This is a genomic window from Flavobacterium sp. PL002 (assembly GCF_054165825.1).
In genome coordinates, this window is sequence record NZ_CM135110.1 from 1,268,996 (window position 1) to 1,291,507 (window position 22,512).

General features: G+C 35.1%; 20 protein-coding genes. 11 read left to right on the forward strand and 9 right to left on the reverse strand.

Going from position 1 to position 22,512, the window contains the following annotated elements; translation table 11 throughout:
• The first annotated feature begins 79 nt into the window (after positions 1-79).
• Positions 80-1,141: a 3-isopropylmalate dehydrogenase gene (gene leuB / locus ACVEGE_RS05610; RefSeq protein WP_192499739.1), complete on the forward strand. Its 1,062-nt coding sequence runs from the start codon at positions 80-82 to the stop codon at positions 1,139-1,141.
• A 232-nt stretch (positions 1,142-1,373) separates the two neighbouring features.
• Here the strand turns inward: leuB and ACVEGE_RS05615 are convergent, their stop codons facing one another.
• The 7 genes from ACVEGE_RS05615 to ACVEGE_RS05645 form a co-directional block, all read right to left on the reverse strand.
• Positions 1,374-2,528, reverse strand: coding sequence for a VWA domain-containing protein (locus ACVEGE_RS05615; RefSeq protein WP_192499738.1), 1,155 nt, complete (start codon positions 2,526-2,528; stop codon positions 1,374-1,376).
• Between the two features lie 31 nt (positions 2,529-2,559).
• On the reverse strand, positions 2,560-4,845 hold the full coding sequence (locus tag ACVEGE_RS05620; protein WP_192499750.1) for a DUF5682 family protein: 2,286 nt from the start codon (positions 4,843-4,845) through the stop codon (positions 2,560-2,562).
• Positions 4,846-4,847: 2 nt separating this feature from the next.
• The gene (locus ACVEGE_RS05625; protein ID WP_192499737.1) at positions 4,848-5,945 is read right to left on the reverse strand and encodes an ATP-binding protein; all 1,098 of its coding nucleotides are present in this window, start codon (positions 5,943-5,945) and stop codon (positions 4,848-4,850) included.
• Between the two features lie 18 nt (positions 5,946-5,963).
• Positions 5,964-7,805 carry a HEAT repeat domain-containing protein gene (locus ACVEGE_RS05630; protein WP_192499736.1) on the reverse strand — a complete coding sequence of 614 codons (1,842 nt, stop codon included), beginning with the start codon at positions 7,803-7,805 and terminating at the stop codon, positions 5,964-5,966.
• Between the two features lie 22 nt (positions 7,806-7,827).
• Positions 7,828-9,243, reverse strand: coding sequence for an SWIM zinc finger family protein (locus tag ACVEGE_RS05635; RefSeq protein WP_192499735.1), 1,416 nt, complete (start codon positions 9,241-9,243; stop codon positions 7,828-7,830).
• Positions 9,244-9,675: 432 nt separating this feature from the next.
• Positions 9,676-10,350 (reverse strand): LytR/AlgR family response regulator transcription factor, encoded by a 675-nt coding sequence (locus ACVEGE_RS05640; protein WP_192499734.1) that lies wholly within the window; start codon positions 10,348-10,350, stop codon positions 9,676-9,678.
• On the reverse strand, positions 10,343-11,359 hold the full coding sequence (locus ACVEGE_RS05645; RefSeq protein ID WP_192499733.1) for a sensor histidine kinase: 1,017 nt from the start codon (positions 11,357-11,359) through the stop codon (positions 10,343-10,345). The genes ACVEGE_RS05640 and ACVEGE_RS05645 overlap by 8 nt, the downstream gene beginning before the upstream one ends.
• Before the next feature lie 185 nt (positions 11,360-11,544).
• Between ACVEGE_RS05645 and ACVEGE_RS05650 the strand changes: the two genes are divergently transcribed.
• The 5 genes from ACVEGE_RS05650 (at position 11,545) to ACVEGE_RS05670 (ending at position 15,673) form a co-directional block, all read left to right on the forward strand.
• Positions 11,545-12,945 carry a CotH kinase family protein gene (locus ACVEGE_RS05650; protein ID WP_192499732.1) on the forward strand — a complete coding sequence of 467 codons (1,401 nt, stop codon included), beginning with the start codon at positions 11,545-11,547 and terminating at the stop codon, positions 12,943-12,945.
• A gap of 414 nt (positions 12,946-13,359) precedes the next feature.
• A complete protein-coding gene (locus ACVEGE_RS05655; RefSeq protein WP_173856773.1) occupies positions 13,360-13,650 on the forward strand; it encodes an EF-hand domain-containing protein in 291 nt (96 codons plus the stop codon).
• Positions 13,651-13,688: 38 nt separating this feature from the next.
• Entirely contained in the window at positions 13,689-14,432 is a 744-nt protein-coding gene (locus ACVEGE_RS05660; protein ID WP_173839342.1) for a YHYH protein, read from the forward strand.
• 100 nt (positions 14,433-14,532) lie between these two features.
• Complete coding sequence (locus ACVEGE_RS05665) at positions 14,533-15,054, forward strand: toxin-antitoxin system YwqK family antitoxin (protein WP_225738026.1); 522 nt, start codon at positions 14,533-14,535, stop codon at positions 15,052-15,054.
• Positions 15,041-15,673 carry an SCO family protein gene (locus ACVEGE_RS05670; RefSeq protein WP_173856754.1) on the forward strand — a complete coding sequence of 211 codons (633 nt, stop codon included), beginning with the start codon at positions 15,041-15,043 and terminating at the stop codon, positions 15,671-15,673. The genes ACVEGE_RS05665 and ACVEGE_RS05670 overlap by 14 nt, the downstream gene beginning before the upstream one ends.
• A gap of 93 nt (positions 15,674-15,766) precedes the next feature.
• On the opposite strand, the gene ACVEGE_RS05675 is transcribed toward ACVEGE_RS05670, so the two are convergent.
• Positions 15,767-16,126 carry an RNA recognition motif domain-containing protein gene (locus ACVEGE_RS05675; protein ID WP_173853734.1) on the reverse strand — a complete coding sequence of 120 codons (360 nt, stop codon included), beginning with the start codon at positions 16,124-16,126 and terminating at the stop codon, positions 15,767-15,769.
• A 567-nt stretch (positions 16,127-16,693) separates the two neighbouring features.
• Between ACVEGE_RS05675 and ACVEGE_RS05680 the strand changes: the two genes are divergently transcribed.
• From ACVEGE_RS05680 to ACVEGE_RS05690, 3 genes are all read left to right on the forward strand, one after another.
• Complete coding sequence (locus ACVEGE_RS05680) at positions 16,694-17,248, forward strand: 30S ribosomal protein S16 (protein WP_173853735.1); 555 nt, start codon at positions 16,694-16,696, stop codon at positions 17,246-17,248.
• 15 nt (positions 17,249-17,263) lie between these two features.
• Positions 17,264-17,788, forward strand: coding sequence for a ribosome maturation factor RimM (rimM, locus tag ACVEGE_RS05685; protein ID WP_192499730.1), 525 nt, complete (start codon positions 17,264-17,266; stop codon positions 17,786-17,788).
• Between the two features lie 94 nt (positions 17,789-17,882).
• A complete protein-coding gene (locus tag ACVEGE_RS05690; protein ID WP_225738025.1) occupies positions 17,883-18,596 on the forward strand; it encodes a tRNA1(Val) (adenine(37)-N6)-methyltransferase in 714 nt (237 codons plus the stop codon).
• A gap of 167 nt (positions 18,597-18,763) precedes the next feature.
• On the opposite strand, the gene ACVEGE_RS05695 is transcribed toward ACVEGE_RS05690, so the two are convergent.
• Positions 18,764-19,606, reverse strand: a complete 843-nt coding sequence (locus ACVEGE_RS05695; protein ID WP_192499729.1) for a hypothetical protein — start codon at positions 19,604-19,606, stop codon at positions 18,764-18,766.
• A 325-nt stretch (positions 19,607-19,931) separates the two neighbouring features.
• On the opposite strand from ACVEGE_RS05695, the gene ACVEGE_RS05700 reads away from it, so the two are divergent.
• Positions 19,932-21,146: an IS4 family transposase gene (locus ACVEGE_RS05700; protein ID WP_192499728.1), complete on the forward strand. Its 1,215-nt coding sequence runs from the start codon at positions 19,932-19,934 to the stop codon at positions 21,144-21,146.
• Positions 21,147-21,305: 159 nt separating this feature from the next.
• Positions 21,306-22,484 carry an acyl-CoA dehydrogenase family protein gene (locus ACVEGE_RS05705; protein ID WP_192499727.1) on the forward strand — a complete coding sequence of 393 codons (1,179 nt, stop codon included), beginning with the start codon at positions 21,306-21,308 and terminating at the stop codon, positions 22,482-22,484.
• The last annotated feature ends 28 nt before the right edge of the window (positions 22,485-22,512 follow it).

The following is a 22,512-nucleotide window of genomic DNA, read 5'->3' on the forward strand; positions in this document are numbered from 1 at the left end:
GCTTCTAAGCTTTTCGAAATTGCGACTGAAGTTTGGTAACTTAGATACTTTTAAGAATTGAAACAAAAAACAAATACTTATGAAATTAAATATAGCACTTTTAGCCGGAGACGGAATAGGACCAGAAGTAATCAATGAAGCGGTAAAAGTTTCGGATGCAATTGCAAAAAAATTCAATCATGAAATCACTTGGACTGAGGCACTTACAGGAGCTTGCGCTATTGATGCGGTGGGCGTTCCTTACCCTGATGAAACACATGAAATTTGTATGGCTGCAGATGCGGTACTTTTTGGCGCTATTGGCCACCCTAAATATGATAATGACCCAACAGCCAAGGTTCGTCCTGAGCAAGGACTATTATTGATGCGTAAAAAATTAGGCTTGTTTGCAAATGTGCGACCTACTTTTACTTTTCCTTCTTTAATTGACAATTCACCTTTAAAAAGAGAACGTATTGAGGGAACTGATTTGGTTTTCTTAAGAGAACTAACCGGAGGAATATACTTTGGAGAAAAAGGAAGAAGAGATGGTGGAGAAACGGCCTTTGATAATTGTGTTTACACAAGAGTAGAAGTACAGCGTTTAGCCAAAAAAGGTTTTGAATTAGCAATGACACGTTCTAAAAAATTATGTTGTGTTGATAAAGCTAACGTACTTGAAACATCAAGATTGTGGAGAGAAACAGTGCAAGCAATGGAAAAAGACTACCCTGAGGTAACAGTAAGCTACGAGTTTGTAGATGCTGTGGCGATGCGATTAGTTCAATGGCCAAACTCATATGATGTTCTAATTACAGAAAACTTGTTTGGAGATATTTTAACTGACGAAGCATCGGTAATTTCAGGATCAATGGGCTTAATGCCTTCTGCTTCTGTAGGTGAGCACACTTCGTTATACGAACCTATTCACGGCTCCTACCCACAAGCCACAGGTTTAAATATTGCAAATCCGTTAGCGACTGTATTATCAGCAGCAATGATGTTTGAAGATGCCTTTGGTTTAACTGAAGAAGCGGCAGCAATTAGAGCAGTAGTAAACAAATCTCTAGAACAAGGAATTGTCACCGAAGATTTGGTTGTAAAAGGAGCTACAGCTTATAAAACAAGCGATGTGGGAGATTGGTTAGTAGCTAATCTATAGCATTACAATATTCTTATCGAAGGGCTGTCTCGCGATTTTCGAGACAGCTTTTTTTTATTACTCAATATGATGAGTATTTTTAACAGATGGTCTTATAGGTGCATATCTGTTGGCAACGACTACCAGAATCAAAAGTGTACAAGAACAATTTTAGCTTACATATCAATTGGAGATTTTTTCTACTACCTACTTAAAATATAAAAAACTGGTTCTTGTAGGAATTAGCAAATACCTACTTAACCTTCTTCTCTTCAAATCTTTTTAGGTCTATGCCTTTGATGGCACATTCTACTAACTCAGGCAAACGGTCGGGTGTACAAGCAAAACAAGCAATTCCTAACTTAGCAATTTCTTTGGCCAATTGTACATCATAATCAGGTTTTCCTTGGTCTGATAACGCTAGTAGCGTAATCACTTTCACACCGTTTTCGTGCATCTCATTTAGCCTACGCAACAGTCCTTTTCGCACACCACCTTCGTATAAGTCAGAGATTAAAATAAAAATTGTTTTTTTTGGATCTTCTATTAAAGTTTGACAATAAGAAACTGATTTATTGATATCAGTACCCCCACCCAATTGTACTCCAAATAGCATGTCTACTGGATCAGCACGGCAGAGTTCGGTTAAGTCAGTTACTTCGGTATCAAAGGCGACTACATGTGTTTCTAGTGCTGGCATACTAGCAAATATAGATCCCATCACCGACGAATAGATGATAGAATCGGCCATAGAACCACTTTGATCTATATCCAAAATTACCGTCCAACTTTTTTGTCGTTGATTGCGTTCGTAGAAATAGAATTTCTCTGGAACAATTCGCTTGCTAGCAAGATCATAGTTTTTTATATTTCGAGCAATCGTTCGTTTCCAATCTATTGCCGATGCATTGCTTATAGGAGAATGCTCTTTTTTATTCAATGCACCCGTTACCGCTCGACGCAAATCTTGCTCCAATCGTTTCATAATCTCATCAACTACAGTACGAACCAATTCTCTAGCAGTTTCCTTAGACTTTTCGGGTATTTGTCCTTTTAGCGCCATCAAGGTAGCCACCATAGAAAGGTCGGGTTTTACATGTTTTAAGGTTTCGGGTTCAAAAAGGAGTTTAGTCAAACCCTTTTTCTCAATAGCATCTGCCTGAATAACACTAACCACATCTGGAGGAAAAAAAGTACGAATATCTGTAAGCCATTTGGCAAGATTAGGCATTGATGCTCCTTTTCCAGCACCTTTCCCCGTACCTTTTTCACCAGAATTACCATTGTAAATTGCCGATAAAGCCAAATCCATAATAGTTTCCTTTTCGGATAAATTGGCCTTTTCGAAGCTTTTGGTATCTTCCCCCAATATCAATCGCCAGCGGTTTTGTGGTTTGGTTTCATTCATAATAACACCTATACTTTCTAATCATTACTTTTTAAAAATCGAACTCAAAATCATTCAATTCGTCTAATTTTTGGGTTTCCGATTCAGTTAAATCTTCTAACAATAATTCTGCTGTGGCCTCAATGCCTGTACCCCAAATATCCCCTAATAATTCGGCAATACTATTTTTTTGATTGGCTTCAAATTCTCCAAAAGCTCGTCGCAGAAAAACTACCGATCTGTAAAAATCTTCTTCATCTAAGCCCTGTACATAGCGATCCAATTCTTTCCAAAGTGATACTCTCGAAAGCAAAGCATATCGATTGCGACCTGACAAACCTTCGAACCATCCAGCCCCAATATCAGCAGGAATCCCTGGTGACAATCTGCGAGAAACTTCATTGGCACAGGCTTCTTCCGAAACCATATTATGCTCTAATAAAATAGAAAATGCAATGCCCGAAAGTTTGGTATTCAAATCATTACGCCAAGCTAGTTTTTCTAATTCTTTTTGCCATAAGTCAGCATCCACAGTTTCGTAGAGTTCTTGCGAAATAATCTCCATAACATTTATAGCTTGTGCTACAGTTTTAGAAGCATTGTCATCACAAGATGAAGCCTCTACAACTAACAAAGTTGCTCGCAAAAACAATTGCTGCAAAATAGGTACGAGTGGTTCTAAATCGAACTGTCTAATGTTGCCGTATTGAATTAAAACGGATAGTTCTCGAGCTGCCTGTGCGGTTTCTTTAAAGTTATCCGATTCTACTAATAAATGTTGCAAGATATTCAGGGCGTTATCAAAAATAGTAACCAAATTGCATTCGCAAGCATCCCGAATTATACGAGCCGCCAACGAAATATCAGTGCAATTATTCAGTTGCTCTTTCAATTCATAAGCTGCAGCAATTTCGAGGGTTTCCCCTTTTAGGTTGGCTTCTACTACTTCTATCTCTACTTCGGGAGTCCAGCAAAGAATCCATTTTTCAGCCCAAGTGGCACGGTCTTGTGTAGCTCGAAGCGGCTCGGCAAAATGAATATTTAATACTTTTAATCGATGGAAAAAAGTAGAACGACTGAGGTCTATAAAAGCCGATTCTACCGATTTGACCTTAATATTTTCTCGTAAATCAAGACTAATTTCCTGGGAAATAGTAGATTTATAAGATACTAATTTAAGCCTTTTTAGTTCCAGATTCATATCTTCTTGAACAGGAGTCTGGCTAACACCTTCAGGCAGAAACCCAATACTAGTGCCAATATCGACCAAATTGATTGCCTCAGCAACAGTAGCCAAATCACCACCACCAAAACAGGTAATCACAGCATCATGTAAATCTTTTAGTACCGGCAATGACCCAGAACGCATGGCCGTAAGTGCCAAACTCAACCGTACAGCCTCAATGGCACTAGCAGAAGAGGCATTATTACCTTTGCCACGCATTTCTTGGGCAATTTTTGACATATAAACTGCTGGTAAATCACTCAAGCTTTGATTTTGCATCGCTTGCCACATGAGTTCAAAGTAAAATGGGGCTTTGTTTCCTGCTCCATAGCCTGTGCGACTGCTGAGTCGGAAATAAGAATAGGGCATCAATGTCACCTTTGTGTTAACACGTGGAATGTTTTTTAACTCGTCAGCAGACATAGGTGGCAAGTTAGATTTAATCCCTGCAATATGATATGCACCCACGAGCACAACTATTTTTTCGGGCTTAAATCCTTCATCAATAGCCTTATTAATTTCCATGCGCATATAGGACTCTCTAACATAATTATAGGAATAGTCATAAGGTGCAGCTTCTAATTCTCGATCCGCGACCATGGTACGCATTTCGGTAGATTGCAAAGTCAATCCATCCCGAAAACTATTTGTATTAAGATTATGTTCAAAATTTCGCTCCCAATAACTTTCGTAATCGTCTTCGTTCGATTCAAGGGCAACTTTTTGATACAAATCGTTGTGAAATTGATAGAAAGCGTCGGCCTTTTCGACATTATTTTGTTTGGCTTGTTTTAATTTTAGTAATATATCCGAAGGTAGGTCTATAAAACGCACCTCCTTTTTCTTATTTAAACCCCATTTTATTGCTTGGTATTCCGGCGAATAATCTGCAAATGGATACAGCACCGTTTCAATAGGGAATTCAGTAGTATAAGCCAACAAAGCTAAAGGTGGTTTAACGTCTTTATTAACCAAATTAATCAATAAATCAGTCGCATCGGCAGGTCCTTCTATCAAGATACAATCTGGATTTATTTCGTCCAAAAATTGAATCAAATGATAGGCTGCACCTGGAGATAAGTGTCGAACTCCAAAGATATTTACCTTATTTATCATTATCCATTCATGTTACTACAAGTATTGTATAATCCCCTCCACGATGCACCACGTTTTTTCATTACGTTTTCGAGGTATTCTTTCCAAACCATTTTATCTTTGTCTTCGTCTTTTACCACAGCACCTTGAAGTCCAGCAGCCAAATCTTCATCACTTATTGTTCCTGAACCAAAACTCCCTGCCAAAGCCATGCTATTGGTAATAAGCGAAATAGCTTCGGCTGTAGAAATTACAGAACTTGGTGACTTTAGCTTTTGTTTTTCATCTAATGTGGCACCAGATCGCAGTTCTCTAAAAATAGTCACTATTTTCTCGACTGCATCTTGACTTGGAAGCGATGCTTTTAGACGATAATTACTCGAAATTTCGGCAACTCTTTTAGTAACAATCGAAATTTCGGTTTCTAAAGTTGCTGGAGCAGGTAGTATTATAATATTAAAACGGCGTTTGAGTGCCGCAGACATATCATTCACACCACGGTCTCTGGTATTGGCGGTAGCGATGATAGAAAACCCTCGCTGTGCCGATATTTCTTTGGTCAATTCAGGAATCGCTATTGTTTTTTCGGACATGATGGAAATTAAGGCATCTTGCACTTCTGACGCACACCTTGAAATTTCTTCGAATCGAGCAACCGAACCTGTTTCCATAGCTCGATAAATAGGACTTTTTAACAAAGCTTCGTTTGATGGCCCGTGCGCAATAAGAGATGCGTAGTTCCACCCATACCGGATATGCTCTTCGCTGGTACCTGCGGTTCCTTGAATAACCTTAGCAGAATCTCCACAGATAGCAGCCGTTAAATTTTCTGAAAGCCAAGATTTTGCAGTACCTGGCTCTCCTATTAATAACAAAGAGCGATCTGTTAAGAGTGTCGCAATTGCAATTTCAACCAAACGATTGTGCCCAATGTATTTTGCAGATATTTCCATGCTAGCTGTTTTTCCGCCGATTACAAATTTTAAAACAGCCTTAGGTGACAACTGCCAACTGGTAGGTTTTTCTTCATTTTTGTCCTCTAGCTTTAAGGCTTCCAGTTCTTTAGCATATAGCAATTCGGCTGGTAATCGTAGTGCATCTTGGTTATTCTCTATCATTTTCTTGTAGTTTTTGGCTTATTTTAGGGTTGTATTTGCTTCAATTTCAGCGGCTATCGACTGGTAGACGTCTGATTTTGTTTTTTCGAAAAGCTGGGTGAATTTTGCAACATACTCTTTTGGGAAATGTGTCCAAAAATCACAGTCTTCTAATCTTCTAAAAACATAGTGATTGGCATTTTTTGAATTTTTTTCAATAGCAGTATAGATCAATTCAAATCTATTTTCAAGCTCATTCTTCATCATCAATTTAAATACAATTGGCAATTCTTGAGCTTGTAATTTGGTGTAAATTTCTAATAAAAGTGACTTGAAAATTTTAGATGGTTTCGGTTCCACCGCATCAATAATTCGCAAAGCATATTCGATTTGTACACTATATTTTACTTTCCCAGAAAAAAGAGCATACAGCGGTACTAGCCAACGAGGATCAATTTTGTTAGTATTAAAAGCAGTATTCAAACTTTCATATCGATTAAAGTACCGTTCGTGGTCATAAGCTGTTTGATATAAGGTATAAACTGAAATCGCACCTAACGCAAAAGCAGCTGAAAATACATCATAGAGTTTTTCTCTTGAATATCCTTGTTCTACAGCTCTTTCAAAATAATGATGCCACGCAATGCTGTTATTGTCTGCCATTTTAGAAATGTTATCTTCCCAAAACTGCAAGGCAACATTAGCTGTATAGGTATCTAAAATAGCATTAATCATAGAAAAAACGTTGTTGCTGTTGTGAGCTAACAAACTTTTTTTAGAAGCAATCAAAGTACTAAATTGCTTGTCTTGAATCACCTCAGCCAAAAACTGTAATGATGCTTTATTTTCTTTATTTTTTAATATTTCTAAGACCATTATAAAATGATCTAACTTAGCTACTAATACCTTGTCTTCTGTAGCTTTTTCTAACGCTTTAAAATCTTCGAAAGCCAAAAGTACTTGTTGATATATCTCAGTAAAAAAAAAAGGAAGCTTTGAAGAAGCTAAAGCGGTTATAAGCGGCTGAAATTCGGACTTATTTTTATTGTTAAGATAAATGTTTTTCAGCTTTTCTAAACTAAGTTTTGAATTTAGTGTTGCCAATCCTATGTAAGATGCCTCACGAACCTGCTTATGTTTGTCATTAGCGAGATCAATAATAAAACTTTCGTTTTCTGGATTTCTTGATAAAATATAAACAGCCTCTGCTTGAAGCATTGGTAGATTTTCTTTAAAAATATTTTGGATTAATTCAGATGTATTGGAAGCTCCAAACCGATTTAAAAGCCTAAATCTACGAGCGTTATCCGATTTATCTTCATAAGTAAATCCTTTATTCAAAAAAGGAATCATGGGTTCACCAATACTCGGAATAATTGTGTTTTCTACATAATAGCACAGTTCCCCATACTTATCCGCTAACGCAAAATCAAGATGTTGGTAGGTACGAGTATCTGCAAAAATATTTTGTTCAAAAGCGTCTTTTACGATTTCTAATCGGCCAGGATTCACAGTGGTCAACGCATTGATTACAGGACTGAGCTGGCTATATGTGGCATTTGTATTTACCTTTTCAACACTAATAGTCGGATTTTGCTTGGTTTCGATTAGGTCGGTTTCTACCAATTCGCCTTGCGTGTATAAAACCGCATGAAGCAAAACTGAGGTCGCCATGAGTTTTTCAGCAGACTGCGGTGTCTCACATGCCATTAATTCCTCGACATCATTAGCTATTTTTTTGAACACAGGAGCCTTTTCACCCAATTTATTCAACACAATAATATGTTTTGATAATCTTGGGTCTCCCTTGGCAAATTTACTTCCTGCTATAAACAATCGGTTTAAATCTTGCTGTAAATCATATAAAGGTTGTAATCTCATAATTGGAAGTCGTTTTAAGAAATTAAAAGAAAAGTCGGATTATTTTGTCGGTAGTTACCAACGCCATTGGTTCGGCGCTCAACAAACCTGTTTCGACATTATGACCCATCATGGCAAGTAATGAAAGACCCTTAGAATTTTCGGGTAAGAAAGATTTTAGACTTTCATTTGCCGATAAGGTGATTTTATATTCATTATTATCTACTACGACTAACTTTTCGCCATTGAGGTAACAATACTGCAAAGCAATCAAAACCACAGGGTTTTTGTCCATCAATGGGTTTTTAATGGCATTTTTTACAGCTTTAATAGTTTCTGCATAGTCGGTAGATGCAAAGGAATGTATTGTTTCCAAATCCCTTTTCGACACCGTGCGTTCCTTGACCGCATCAGATTCCCAACGGACTCTTGGGTTTTGAGATCCTGGATAAATAAATAATTCCTTCAATTCTAATACATCAAAGTTTGTATTGTCCTCTTTTATATATTTAGAAGCTTTGTATGGACGGTAATTTTTTGTTTTATACAACTTACCCGTTTTTAAGTTTATCCACGTCCCTTCATCTATAAATTCGCTACGAGCTTGATGATCAAAACTATTAAACGAAAGTTGTAACAGCGCTGCATTTTCCTCCCAAAGTCCATATTGCATGAGTTCGGCCAACTTCCAAATAGTGCCTATTTGCTCTTCAATGGCAGAGCTTATCTCTGGGGCGGCTTCAGGGTTTTCTTTTCTGTAGGTAAGGTAGTCTGTACTTTTTTTAAGTAAAGCTGTTATAAAGTTGATTTCGTTTATTACCGTAGAATATTCTTCATTTTGAACATTTTTCAATTCTAAAATTAAGTTATTAAACGAGGTTTGAATGCCGCCAATGTAATAATTACCCAGTTCTTTCACTTGTGATACCAGTGCATTCCTTTCTTTGGCATCGATAGCTGAAAGCCCTGTTTGGACCATATTATTCAATATCTTTTTGGCAGTATCTATACCCAATAACTGAGCATCAATCTTCTTAATAAAAGCAGCTGTATTTATTTTCTTTGCCTTTACTGTTTTATCTTTGACACGCTCTTTTTCCTGCGTTTTTTTCTCTAGCTTTTGCTCCTGTTTGTTGCGTTTGCTAAGGATATCTTCTGGAATTTCGGCAGTATCAAAGGCATTTCCTTGGGCAAAAGCATACAGTAAACCAATAGCATGCTTGCATGGAAACTGGCGACTTGGGCAGTTGCAACGAAAAACGGGGCTAGTTGCTTCCATATAATCAGCAGAGCAGTAGTACGGATTTTTTCCACTACCAGCACATTCTCCCCAAATTAAATTGTTGTCGGCATTTATTTTTAGATTAGAAAACTTACTTTTCTTCACCAATTCCTGTCCGTTTTTTGCCGCCGCCGCATTGGGTGCTAATTCTTCAATCTTTTTTAAGGTTATTTCCATGGTAGTATTTGATACGAAAACACAATTATACAAATACAATAATACAAAAATAAATTATGATCTAGATTGTTTATTTGAAAGAAAAAACTTGATAAGAAGTGTTTTTTATGTATTATTTAAAAAATAAAAAATTTAAAGATTTTTTTATTTAGGCACCGAAAAAACTATACAAATTATCTTGATAAATTAAAGAACCCGATATTAATGGCAAATTCAAGTTTTATATTTTTTTCAGTAATACGCTACAGGATCTATTAATTAAGGATTCTCCATTCAACAACGTTTACTACTGTTTTTGAAACTCTAAGTTGTCCTATAGACCCAGGTTAAATCACATCAATTATTTCGCTAAGAGGCTATAACGGTGGTATTTAAATTTACTAAATAATTGCATATTAATATAAAAAAACTCCTAATCTCTATGGAACATCCCTAACCAAAGAGCTCCTTCTTGACTATTTCATAATAACTGTCACTAACCGGAATAATTATGTCTGACAACAATAAATCACGCCCTTTTAAGCCTGTTACTTTGCTTTTGTTTACAATAAAAGACCGATGCACTCTAATGAACTGCGATGGATCAAGCGTTTTTTCTAGAGATTTTAATGACTGATAACTCATAATCTTTTTGCCGCTGCTATAGAAGTTTACATACTCGCTATCACTTTCTATGTGGGTAATGTCGTCCAGTTTTACTTTAAAAAAATCATATCCAGATTTAATTGTAAGTGTATCATTAGCGATAACTTGTGCTTGTTCACCTTTAATTTTCTGAACTGCTTGCAAAAAGCGTTGAAAAGCAATTGGCTTTAATAAATAATCAATAGCATTCAATTCAAATCCTTCTAAAGCGTACTCTGAATATGCTGTAGTAAAAATAATTTTAGTTGAAGACGGAATCAATTTAGCAAAGTCGGTTCCCTTGATTTCTGGCATTTGGATGTCCAGAAAAACAATATGAACAGTCTCCTTTTGTAAAATTGAGATTGCCTCTAATGGATTTTCAAACGAACCCACAACTTCTAGAAAGTCAATTTTACTAACGTAGTTTTTTAAAAGCTCCCTTGCCAGTTCTTCATCATCGATTATAACACATTTATACATTCAGATCCATTTTTAATTCCACTTTAAAGGTATTACTATTTTCAGTAATCTCTAGCGAATGTGCTTCTGGATAAAGCAATAAAAGTCTCTTTTTTACATTTGGAATCCCAATCCCTCCTACGCTATCTTTAACTATAGGTCCTTTCTTAAAAGTGTTTTCGATCGAAAATAAAACAGAACTTGCTGTTGAATGAATCGTAATAGCAATAAATGATTCGTCAATGTTCTGTATATTACTGTGTTTAAACGCATTCTCAACAAAAGGAATTAAAAGCATGGGAGCTATTTGTAACTTCGGATCTTCGATTGTAAATGAAGTTGTAACAGGATATTTTTTACTACTCTTTAATAAGAATAGTTGAATGAAGTCTTCTATATAAGTCACCTCTTTTTCTATTGCAATCGCAGGCTTTTCACAATCGTATAAAACATAACGCAACATATCTGACAAGTATAAAATACTTTGTTGCGCCTTTTCTGAATCGATCATTGATAGCGAATAAATATTGTTTAAAGAGTTAAATAAAAAGTGTGGATTGATCTGCGATTTCAAAAATTTAAGTTCGTTCTCCATCATTTCTGCTTTACTAATTATCAAATCTTCCTCCTTTTTTTGAGCAAATGCAAATGTTTCTAAGAAAGTAGCAAAAACATAGGAAACAGTGATTAAAAGCAGATTTATAAAAATAGGACTTGGCAGCATCTTATCCCCTCTTGCAGGCGGTGGCGGCATCCCTGACCCCATATGAGGCCTCGTCATCATCGAAGAAATAAAAGCAGCAGCAATTACTAAAATTACTGAATACAGCACAAATTGTACATACTTTTTTTTGAAAAGCAAATTGGGAGCCAACACATAAATAAGTGCTACAATAAGAATTGCTTGGCATGAATAAGCCAATAGATTTTGTAATAAAAATTGAGTGATGTCTTTTTGGTTTAAACCAATAATAATCAAAACTAACAACCACAATATGAGTTGAAAGATAACGCGTGTAATTTTATTCATAGTACAAATAAATAAAATAAAAAGTAATCAAATCTTGAAAACACTTCTTTTTACCTCTTTAAAACGATTGTTTGCAGACTGCCAAGTGCGATTCACAGATTACTTCTATGTATTCACTGAAAAAAAATAATACACTTTTATAATTTGTTCAAATTTGCAAGCAACAGCAACATTAAAATACAATTATGAAAAAGTTAAACATTCTGATTTTAGCAACGCTTCAACTGTTTATAATCACATCTTGTTCAAAAGAGAACTCTAGCATTGACGAGGTCGATGAAGTTGAAGTTGAAGTAGATGACACCGTTTTTGAAACTCCTGATTGGACCACAGAAACCCACAGTAAAAAAGCAGACCCTAATTTTGAAGAAGTATTTGCAGACAATACTGTAAAAAGATTAGACATTGTTATAACGAGTACACGCTGGAAAAAAATGCTTGCAGACATGACCGCTACATACGGCACATTTGGCGCGAGTTCAGGTGGTCCTGGTCTTACTTCATCAGACGAAGATCCGATAATGGTTCCTGCAGAAGTTTTTTATAACGGAAAAGAATGGTACCGTGTGGGTGTTCGTTTTAAAGGAAATTCCAGTTTACAGTCCACTTGGTCTAGCGGAAACTTGAAATTATCTTTCAAATTAGATTTTGATGAATACGAAGAAACCTACCCTCAAATAGATAATCAGCGTTTTTATGGTTTTAAAAAATTAAGTCTAAAAAACAATTATAATGACAAATCAATGCTACGTGAAAAAGTGGCAACAGATATTTTTAGAGCTTCCGGTTTAGTAAGCTCGCATGCTGCTATTTATGAAGTTTATGTAGATCATGGTGATGGACCAACTTATTTTGGTGTGTATACCTTGGTTGAGGAGGTAGATGATACGTTGATCGATGAATTTTCAAATAACGACGGTAATTTATACAAGCCAGATGGTACCGGAGCTAGTTTTGCTGATGGAACTTTTACAAAGGATGTATTTGTAAAGAAAACAAATGAAGATGCTGCAGATTACAGTGATATTCAAAATTTATTCACGGCTTTACATGCTAGTACTAGAACCACTGATACTGCGGCTTGGAGAACGAACCTAGAATCTTTTTTTGATACGGATACGTTTTTAAAATATTTAGCTGTCAATACGGTAATTCAAAATTGGGACACCTATGGAAGAATGACACATAACTATTTTTTATATAATAATCCAGACACCAAAAAACTATCATGGATACCATGGGATAATAATGAAGCATTGCAAACAGGGAATCAAGGCGGTTCATATCCTCTAAATTTCTCAGGCTTAAGCACTACGTCATGGCCATTGATTGGGTATTTATATAATGATGCAACCTATAAAGCGCAGTATGATGTGTATGTAAAAAGTGTCATTGATAGTGCTTTTAATGAAACTACTATAAAAGCTACCTATGCAAGTTATGGAGCACTTGTGAAACCGTATGTAATTAAAGAAGTTAAAGGATATACTTTCTTAAGAAGCACTGCTGAATTTCAAACAGCAATAGACGCTTTAAGCGCTCATGTTACTGCTCGTACTACTGCTGTGAACAGTTATTTAAAATAAAAGAAACCGAGTGACCTGATTTCTTCAGCGCTAACTCATTAATGACTGTTTGCGTTTTGAAGCTACTTCTTTGTTACGGCATTCGATTCATAGTACAATGCATAAATAAAAGTAAAGACGAGGGATATTCACCTTCGTCTTTTTTGTTTTATAACTACCTTACTTTTCAAATGCAATTTTATTCGAAAAGCATTCCTTTTGGTGCCAACCAAAATACGACTACCACTATTAAAATAAACTATACAAAAGTAGCTTGTACCTCCTTAAAAGACTAAAACAGGTATTTTAAACAATACATTATTTGGTATACTATCCTATTCACTGAATAGTATTCCTCATTCACTGAATACAAAAATAGCACTTCAATTATTACTGCATATTTGTACTCAGTAACAATCACAAAATCAAAATATGATGAAAAACACAATAGTAAAATTAACTTTAGGAGCGATAGTACTTTTAGCAACTACTTCAAGTTATGCACAACCACCTCAAGGACATGATGGTAAAAAACAACCTACAGCAGCAGAATTAATAAAACAGATGGATGCTGATAAAGATGGAAAATTATCAAAAAAGGAGGTAAAAGGACCAATCAAAGATGATTTCGAAAAAATTGACACAGATAAAGATGGTTATTTAACTCTTGAAGAATTGAAAAAAGCACCAAAACCAGAAAGAAAAGGTCCTGAGGGAGGAAGATAATTTTTAAATAAACCAATATGAATTCAGTAAATAAAAACATGAAAATTAGTATAACTCTATTAACTGCTCTTAGTATTTTCTCATGTAGCAGTTCCTCATCTGAGGATAGTACAGAAGAAGCTTCGACTGCAACAGTACCTACCGTGTTTAGCACTAATTACAAAGCAGGAGTTACTTTATCTTCTGATGGTACGTCTGTAACAATGAAATCAAACGGTACTCCTGATCACGTAACTCCTTATTGGGGAGTGGGAAACAGTCTTTATGAAGAGCAAACAGAAGGACAAACATTAACTCCAGGTAGCTTACAATCACAAGTATTTGTCATGACTATTCCTATCAATCCAGCGGCAGCAACTACTAAAGAAGCGACCTCGCTAGGACCTATAGGTATGGCATTAAACGGAGTAGCAATTTACAATGATCGTGAAGGTGGTAACGTACCTGTAGATGCTAATACGATTACTACTTTTGACAGAGCTGGAGCACACAGTGGTCCAGGAGGATTATATCACTATCACTTTAATGGCGATTTCACGTCAAAGGACGACGCTAAACTAATAGGTTGGTTAAGAGATGGCTTCCCTATATATGGTCGTCAAGATACTAATGGAACCTACCCATCTGACTTAGATGAAAATGGAGGACATACAGGAGCAACGACGGAATATCCTAACGGAATTTACCACTACCATTGTTCGAATGTAAATTATTTAAATTCGGGATTTTATATCTTAAAAGCAGGAAGTTATTATGGTACAAAAGGAACATTTACTTCTTAAAATTGTTAGTTTGATACTTATTGTAACCTGCTCATCTTGTTACAATAAATCAGCAAAGGAGGAGGTCGTAATACCATCCTCTTTTGTTGTTAACACTACTATGATTCCTATAGACACTATTTTGTCTACTAATAAAGACTTAAAATTAGATAACGGCATTGTCTATTTAAGCAATACTGTTTACTCGGGATACATCCAGCAAATGTATGAGAATGATCAAATAAAAGATGTATTTAGTTACTACAAAGGAAAACAAGAAGGCGCCTCACTAACCTACTTCCCAAACGGAAAGCTTAAAGATAGTAGGAGCTACAAAGCAGGAAAATCTTACGGTAGGCACTATGGATATTGGAGTAACGGTAATCTAAAATATGATTTTGTTTATAACAATGATAAGCGCGAAGGATTGCAAAAGCAATGGTATGAGTCTGGCGGAAAATATTCGTTTTTGACATTTAAAAATGATACTGAGGATGGCATGCAAAAAGCGTGGCGTGAAAACGGAAAGCCCTACATTAACTATCAAGCAAAAGACGGCCATCGTTATGGATTACAAAAATCTAATTTGTGCTACACCCTTTTAGACGGAAAATTAAAATTACCTACAAATGAAAATAAATAAACTATATCTGCTATTGATTGCGACAGTTTTTATTTCTTGCCAAAAAAAAGAGGAAACTAGAAAACTGCCCTACTACAACACCTCCGACTTTACTCCAGTATGGGAATTACCTACTGATGGTTCTTTTCATTCGATAAGAGATTTTAATTTAATCGATCAAGAAGGCAAACCATTTACGGCAGAGAATATCAAAGGCAAAATTTGCGTAGTCGATTTTTTCTTTACCTCTTGTCCCGGAATTTGTCCTAAGATGGCAAAAAGTATGAACGACTTACAAAAGGACTTTATAAAAGATGATAAGGTATTACTTGTTTCACACTCAGTTACTCCAGAACAAGATAGTGTATCCGTACTAGCCAAATACGCACAAAAGAATGATGTAAATTATAATAAATGGAAACTACTCACAGGCGAGAAAGAAGAGATTTATAATTTAGGAAGGAAATTTTACTTTGTGGAAGAAGACTTAGGCGAAAACAAAGATGTTTCCATCTTCTTACATACAGAGAATTTTGTTTTAATAGATAAAAATAGAATTATCAGAGGAATCTACAACAGCTTAGACCCATCGAGCATGCTGTCTTTAAAAGAGGATATTAAGCTCTTAGAAAAAGAATAAGCTACATTTAAAAAACCAGAACCAGACTGGTTTAAAAACAAAAAAGGGGACAATTTACATTGTCCCCTTTTTTTATAGTTGTAAAAAAGAATATTAATATCCTCCTCTGTTTCCACCACCACGGTTTTCTCCACCACGGCTGTTTCCACCACCATAACCACCACGAGAGTCTCCTCCACGGTTGTTATTAAAACTTCTTCTTTCTCCTTCTGGTTTTGGTTCAGATTTGTTAACCACAATTGCGCGTCCTTGAACAGTCGCTCCGTTCAATTCGTCAATAGCTTTTTGAGCATCGTCATCATTTGGCATCTCAACAAAACCAAATCCTTTACTTCTTCCTGTAAATTTATCCGTGATAATTTTAACTGAATCTACTGCTCCGTAAGCCTCGAAAGACTCTCTTAAATCTGCTTCCTCAATACTGAATGGAAGGCTTCCAACAAAAATATTCATATGTACTTATTTATAATAATTGCAACAAATGTACTCTTATTTTTTTCTAATCAACTATAAATTAGCTTATTTATGCTTTTATTTTGATTTAAAACCAAATTAAGTTTCAAAACAGGTCATTTAAAGGAAAAATTAACCCCTAAAACAAATCTATTCATCACTTTAACTCTTGTTAACTTTATAAAAACCTATCAATAAAGTTCTAAAAACAGCAATAAAAATGAAATAATATTGTCGTTTTATTAGTGAAAAATCGTTTCAAAAAGCAGTATGCTTCTGCTCTAATAACAAATATTAAAACCAATATTAAATTTACAAACATAGCTGCTAGCAAAACTAACTATGGTTTACTTTTAAAAGTAGTTCATTCTTTTAAAAAAATCACAATATTAAAATCAGCAAAATCAATATAAATCAGATTCTTAGCCTTCAATAATCCTAATAAAAGATTTAGAAATAATTCAAATTTAAAATAACAAATAGCCGTTAGCATTTTTAAATAAAAAGAGTATCTTTGCACCCTTAATTAATCGAGGTCGAGTACCTCAAAATTTAATCATATAGATTATGTCAGTAAAAATTAGATTACAAAGACACGGTAAAAAAGGAAAACCTTTTTACTGGGTTGTAGCTGCAGATGCACGCTCAAAAAGAGATGGTAAATACTTAGAGAAAATAGGTACTTACAATCCAAATACAAACCCAGCAACTATCGACTTAAACCTTGATAGTGCAGTAAGATGGTTAAACAATGGTGCACAACCAACTGATACTGCAAAAGCTATTCTTTCTTACAAAGGAGCGTTATTGAAACATCACCTTGAAGGTGGTATCCGTAAAGGTGCCCTAACTCAAGAGCAAGCTGATGCAAAATTAACTGCTTGGTTAGATGCAAAAAATGGAACTGTTGATGCTAAGAAAGATGGTTTATCAAAAGCGCAAGCTGATGTTAAAGCAAAAGCTTTCAAAGCAGAACAAGATGTAAACGCAAAACGTTTAGCTACTGCTGCACAAGCAGAAGCTGATGCTATTGCTGCTGCAAACCCAGTTGCTGAAGAAGTTGAAGCATCTACTGAAGAAGCTCCTGCTGCTGAAGAAAACAACGAAGAAACTCAAGCATAAATTTAAAAAGCGAAGATGCGTAAAGAAGATTGTTTCTATTTAGGTAAAATCGCCAAAAAATTCAGCTTCAAAGGTGAAGTCTTGGCTTATTTAGACACGGACGAACCTGAGTTGTACGAAAATCTGGAATCAGTGTTTGTTGAATGCAACAAACACTTGGTTCCTTTTTTTATTGAAAGTAGCTCACTACATAAAAACGACTTTCTTCGCGTGCGATTTGAAGATATCAATAACGAAGAAGAAGCAGATGCCCTTTTAGGCAACGATCTCTATCTTCCGTTAAAAATGTTACCAAAACTTACCGGTAACAAATTCTATTTTCACGAAGTGATTGGTTTTGAAATCGAGGATAAAAGATTAGGGATTATTGGAGAAATCCAATCCGTAAACGATACCACTGCCCAACCTTTATTTGAAGTTATTCAAGATGGAGTGGAAATGTTTATCCCAATGATTGACCATTTCCTTATCAAAATTGACAGAGAAAATAAAAAAGTAATCATGGACTTGCCAGAAGGTTTAGTCGAAATGTATCTTTAAAGTGATTTTTTGAACCATTAAGAAATTAAGGTTCATTAAATTTTTTCCTTTCCCCTCTTAATTCCTTATTGGTTTAATTTATAAAATATTTGTTTTGTCTAAATTTTCATTCAAAAAATTTACTATAGACCAAGATCGTTGTGCTATGAAAATAGGTACCGATGGTGTTTTACTTGGCGCTTGGACTCCCATTACCAATAACCCATTTAGCGTATTAGATATTGGCGCAGGAACAGGTATTATTGCTTTGATGTTAGCACAGAGAACCAATGCTGAGCAAATTGACGCCCTTGAAATTGATGAAGAAGCCTATGAACAAGCAGTAGATAATTTTGAAAACTCTCCTTGGAGCGATCGCTTATTCTGTTTTCACGCAGGTTTAGATGAATTTATCGAAGAGCCTGAAGACGAATATGATTTGATTGTTTCCAATCCCCCATTTTATTCTGAAGATTACAAAACGGATAATGAGCAACGTGATTTAGCTCGTTTTCAAGACGCCATGCCTTTTGAAGATTTAATTGAAGCTGCCGCAATGTTCTTGTCTGACGACGGAATTTTTTCGACCATTATTCCCTTCAAAGAGGAAGAGCAATTTATAGCTCTAGCTGTTGAAGCAGAATTATATCCTGTAAAAATCACCCGTGTTAAAGGCACTCCTACAAGCGAAATCAAACGTAGTTTACTCGCTTTTAGTCGAAATAAAATTACTGATATCCCTGTTGATGAATTAACTATAGAAATTAGCCGACACAATTATACTCCCGAATACATTGCTTTGACAAAGGATTTTTATTTAAAGATGTAGCACCCAATATAAAGGCATTATATCACACAATCATTCATCTGTTTGATTTGAAACTGATTTCTAACTAAGATTCCAAAGCTAACCAACTTGCATCTTTGTTTATTGTAAGTTCGTGGTATATTGAAAAAATTAATATCCTTTTTTTAACCTTAATTACTCCTCCTCTTTTATTGCACTGCATTACGTGTCCTTTTCAAACCAATACTTCTCCTTTTACGGTTTACTTTTTTAAGACCTGAAAAATTAAACAAGTATTCACCGTAGATGATTTCCCGTTTATTTACATATTCATGTCGATCTATCATTGTTCCGTATTCATTTGGAGAACATTCTCCAGATTTTACATACTTCAATAATACATCTTTAAAATAAGGATAATATTCTGGAACATTACCACCTATATGACTCATAAATGTCAGCATTGGCATAAACACACCATCATTTCCGATTAGCCCTATTTTTTGTGGCGAGGGATAACCATAATTCTCTATCGTCCACTTAAGAAGTTTGGCATTTATTCGATCATTTTTAACAGTGTTTAAAGAATTTGAACGCCCTAGTTGTTGGTCGCGACTAAAAGCAACAGAAAAAGAATCGATTAGTCGTTTATTCAAATTGTTTTTACTACTCGCTATTTTTCGTTCAACACTTAAACTGTCTATACCGTACTTTGCACAAATAGGCAACAATGTCTTATAATGTTCGCTATAATAAGGAGCTACTAAATCGAGTAGCTTATACAAACTTTCCTCTCCTCCAAAGTTTTTGCCATACTTATCAGCATAAGCAATGTAGGTTTCAAATTTACTAAAGGCAAAATTACTCTGGGGTGGGTTATATTTTTTAAATAGCTTATCATAACTTTTTATAAAAGCAATGGTGTCATGATTAGCCTTAAATTTTCTATCAATGGTGTTTGCTTTATTGTAATATGTGATATAACCATTACATGAGGAGAAAGTGAAGATTAAAAATGCAATACAAACAAGTTTAAATAAAATTGATTTCATAATATTATACTATTTGTTACAATTAACGAGACTGGTTATTTACTTTAAAAATACTACTTATTAAAGATAATAAGCACAAGAACTTTAACTTATTTTAGTAGACTTATTGCTTCATGTTACATATTGCTATCTATCAGCTCTCAATAAAGTTTCTCAAATCGATGTTACAGCAGGAGAACCGTGCACAAGAGCGAGAAAATTATTCCTATATACCGCTACTATTTATTTTCATTAATCATATAATTTATCACTACTATCCGAAAGTCTGAAATTAAAAATGCCTGAGAATCCCTTATTTTTGTTTTGCGAAAAATAAAATAATTTTATGGGACTCTTCAAGCGTAACAAAAATAACAATAAACCTTTACTCGGGCAAATTTTAGATTTAGTCCCGCGTTGGATTTTAGAATCGTGTATCAAAAAGCATCAAAGTGACAAGGGCTGTAGCAAATACAAGACTTACGACCAATTCGTAGCTTTAACTTTCGGACAGCTCAATAAATGCTATACTTTGAGTGATATTTCTACTGGAATTGGGGTTTGTCAAAGTTTTATAAATGATTTGGGATTAAGTCAATCTCCAGCTCGATCTACAATGAGTGATGGTAATAAAAAACGAACTTGGGAAGTATATGAATCCTTGTACATAAGGCTACTGAGCCACTATGATAAGGTTTTGAAAAAGGATAATCATCGAACCATTATCCATAGCATTAAATTGATTGACAGTACCACTATTAGTCTGTGTTTATCGATGTTTGATTGGGCAAAGTTTCGGACAGCAAAAGGAGGTCTTAAAATACATACTTGTTTTGATGATGCCCTTCAGATTCCTGATTTAATAAACATTACAGAGGCAAAAATACACGACAGTAAAGGTCTAGGACAAAGCATCTTTCCAAAAAAAACAATCATAGTTGAGGATCGAGCTTATTTTGATTTTGCTTTGATGCTCAATAGAATATTTGCTCAAAATATATTTGTGACCCGAATAAAGACTAATACTGATTACACAATAATTAAAGAATTAGAATTACCCCTTGACAAAGATCAAGATATATTAAAGGATGAAATAATTACTTTGTCAGGTAAAAAAGCCATAGAAACTACGATAAATGAGCATAGTTTGAGACTTGTAACTGTTTTTAGAGCAGAAGACAACAAGGTAATCCATATCATAACCAACAATTTAGATTGGACCGCTAGAACAATAGCAGATTTATATAAAAAACGATGGGATATTGAATTATTCTTCAAGGCAATGAAACAAAATTTACAAATAAAAACATTTTTAGGCACTAGTGAAAATGCCGTCAAATCTCAAATATATGTAGCCTTAATCAGTTATTTGTTATTAGAACTCATAAACAGAACTATCGCAAAGAAAGTAAAAACATTTTCTAATTTTGTTGAAAAAATAAGAGTGTGTTTGGCTTTTTACCTAAGTATTGAATATGTGTGCAATCAAGTAAATGAAGGGGCTAAAAAAGTGATTAACCAAAACAAAATGGTCTTTAAACCTGACTTATTTTCTCAGTAAAAAACAATAAAACAAACAAAATCAGAACCTACCAAAGGTTTTTTAGATTTTATTCAAAACTTTCGGATAGTAGTGATAATTTATTTAAAAATATAACAAATGTTAATCGTTTTGTTATATTTCTTTATGTAAATTTGTAACACACAAATTAGCAAAACCATGAAACCAGACTTATTTCAAGCTCCAGATTACTATAACTTAGATGACTTACTAACTGATGAGCACAAACTAGTGCGCGATTCTGCTCGTGCGTGGGTTAAAAAAGAGGTATCACCTATAATTGAAGACTTCGCTCAAAGAGCGGAATTCCCAAAACAAATTATCAAAGGTCTTGGAGAAATTGGTGGTTTTGGACCGTATATACCTGAAGAATATGGTGGTGCTGGTTTAGACCAAATCTCTTACGGTTTAATCATGCAAGAAATTGAACGTGGTGACTCTGGTGTTCGCTCTACTTCATCTGTACAATCATCGTTAGTGATGTATCCTATTTGGAAATACGGTAACGAAGAGCAAAGAATGAAATATTTACCCAAGTTAGCTACTGGTGAATTCATGGGCTGCTTTGGTTTAACTGAACCTAATCACGGATCAGACCCAGGGAGCATGATTACCAACTTTAAAGATATGGGCGATCATTATCTATTGAATGGTGCCAAAATGTGGATTTCTAATGCGCCATTTGCAGACATTGCAGTAGTTTGGGCTAAAAATGAAGAAGGAAGAATTCACGGTTTGATCGTTGAACGCGGCATGGAAGGTTTTACAACTCCTGAAACACACAACAAATGGTCACTACGTGCTTCATCAACTGGTGAATTGATATTTGACAATGTAAAAGTTCCTAAAGAAAACCTACTTCCTAATAAATCAGGATTAGGAGCACCGCTTGGTTGTTTAGATTCTGCTCGTTATGGCATTGCATGGGGAGCAATTGGAGCCGCTATGGATTGTTATGACACGGCGTTGCGCTACGCAAAAGAGCGCATACAATTTGACAAACCTATTGCAGGAACACAATTACAACAAAAGAAACTAGCTGAAATGATTACTGAAATCACAAAGGCACAACTGCTAACTTGGAGATTAGGAGTACTTAGAAATGAAGGACGCGCTACAACAGCTCAGATTTCTATGGCCAAAAGAAACAATGTAGATATGGCAATAAATATTGCCCGTGAAGCCAGACAAATCTTAGGAGGAATGGGAATTAGCGGCGAGTATTCTATCATGCGCCACATGATGAATTTAGAGTCGGTGATTACTTATGAAGGAACACACGATATTCATTTATTAATCACAGGAATGGACATTACTGGGATTCCAGCATTTAAATAAAGCTGCAACAACTATTAAAGTATTTGTA

Excerpts from the sequence above, each read along its gene's own strand:
- leuB (WP_192499739.1), top strand. The coding sequence starts at position 80 with ATGAAATTAAATATAGCACTTTTAGCCGGAGACGGAATAGGACCAGAA.
- ACVEGE_RS05615 (WP_192499738.1), bottom strand. The coding sequence starts at position 2,528 with ATGAATGAAACCAAACCACAAAACCGCTGGCGATTGATATTGGGGGAA.
- ACVEGE_RS05625 (WP_192499737.1), bottom strand. The coding sequence starts at position 5,945 with ATGATAGAGAATAACCAAGATGCACTACGATTACCAGCCGAATTGCTA.
- ACVEGE_RS05630 (WP_192499736.1), bottom strand. The coding sequence starts at position 7,805 with ATGAGATTACAACCTTTATATGATTTACAGCAAGATTTAAACCGATTG.
- ACVEGE_RS05635 (WP_192499735.1), bottom strand. The coding sequence starts at position 9,243 with ATGGAAATAACCTTAAAAAAGATTGAAGAATTAGCACCCAATGCGGCG.
- ACVEGE_RS05640 (WP_192499734.1), bottom strand. The coding sequence starts at position 10,350 with ATGTATAAATGTGTTATAATCGATGATGAAGAACTGGCAAGGGAGCTT.
- ACVEGE_RS05645 (WP_192499733.1), bottom strand. The coding sequence starts at position 11,359 with ATGAATAAAATTACACGCGTTATCTTTCAACTCATATTGTGGTTGTTA.
- ACVEGE_RS05650 (WP_192499732.1), top strand. The coding sequence starts at position 11,545 with ATGAAAAAGTTAAACATTCTGATTTTAGCAACGCTTCAACTGTTTATA.
- ACVEGE_RS05655 (WP_173856773.1), top strand. The coding sequence starts at position 13,360 with ATGAAAAACACAATAGTAAAATTAACTTTAGGAGCGATAGTACTTTTA.
- ACVEGE_RS05660 (WP_173839342.1), top strand. The coding sequence starts at position 13,689 with ATGAAAATTAGTATAACTCTATTAACTGCTCTTAGTATTTTCTCATGT.
- ACVEGE_RS05665 (WP_225738026.1), top strand. The coding sequence starts at position 14,533 with ATGATTCCTATAGACACTATTTTGTCTACTAATAAAGACTTAAAATTA.
- ACVEGE_RS05670 (WP_173856754.1), top strand. The coding sequence starts at position 15,041 with ATGAAAATAAATAAACTATATCTGCTATTGATTGCGACAGTTTTTATT.
- ACVEGE_RS05675 (WP_173853734.1), bottom strand. The coding sequence starts at position 16,126 with ATGAATATTTTTGTTGGAAGCCTTCCATTCAGTATTGAGGAAGCAGAT.
- ACVEGE_RS05680 (WP_173853735.1), top strand. The coding sequence starts at position 16,694 with ATGTCAGTAAAAATTAGATTACAAAGACACGGTAAAAAAGGAAAACCT.
- rimM (WP_192499730.1), top strand. The coding sequence starts at position 17,264 with ATGCGTAAAGAAGATTGTTTCTATTTAGGTAAAATCGCCAAAAAATTC.
- ACVEGE_RS05695 (WP_192499729.1), bottom strand. The coding sequence starts at position 19,606 with ATGAAATCAATTTTATTTAAACTTGTTTGTATTGCATTTTTAATCTTC.
- ACVEGE_RS05700 (WP_192499728.1), top strand. The coding sequence starts at position 19,932 with ATGGGACTCTTCAAGCGTAACAAAAATAACAATAAACCTTTACTCGGG.
- ACVEGE_RS05705 (WP_192499727.1), top strand. The coding sequence starts at position 21,306 with ATGAAACCAGACTTATTTCAAGCTCCAGATTACTATAACTTAGATGAC.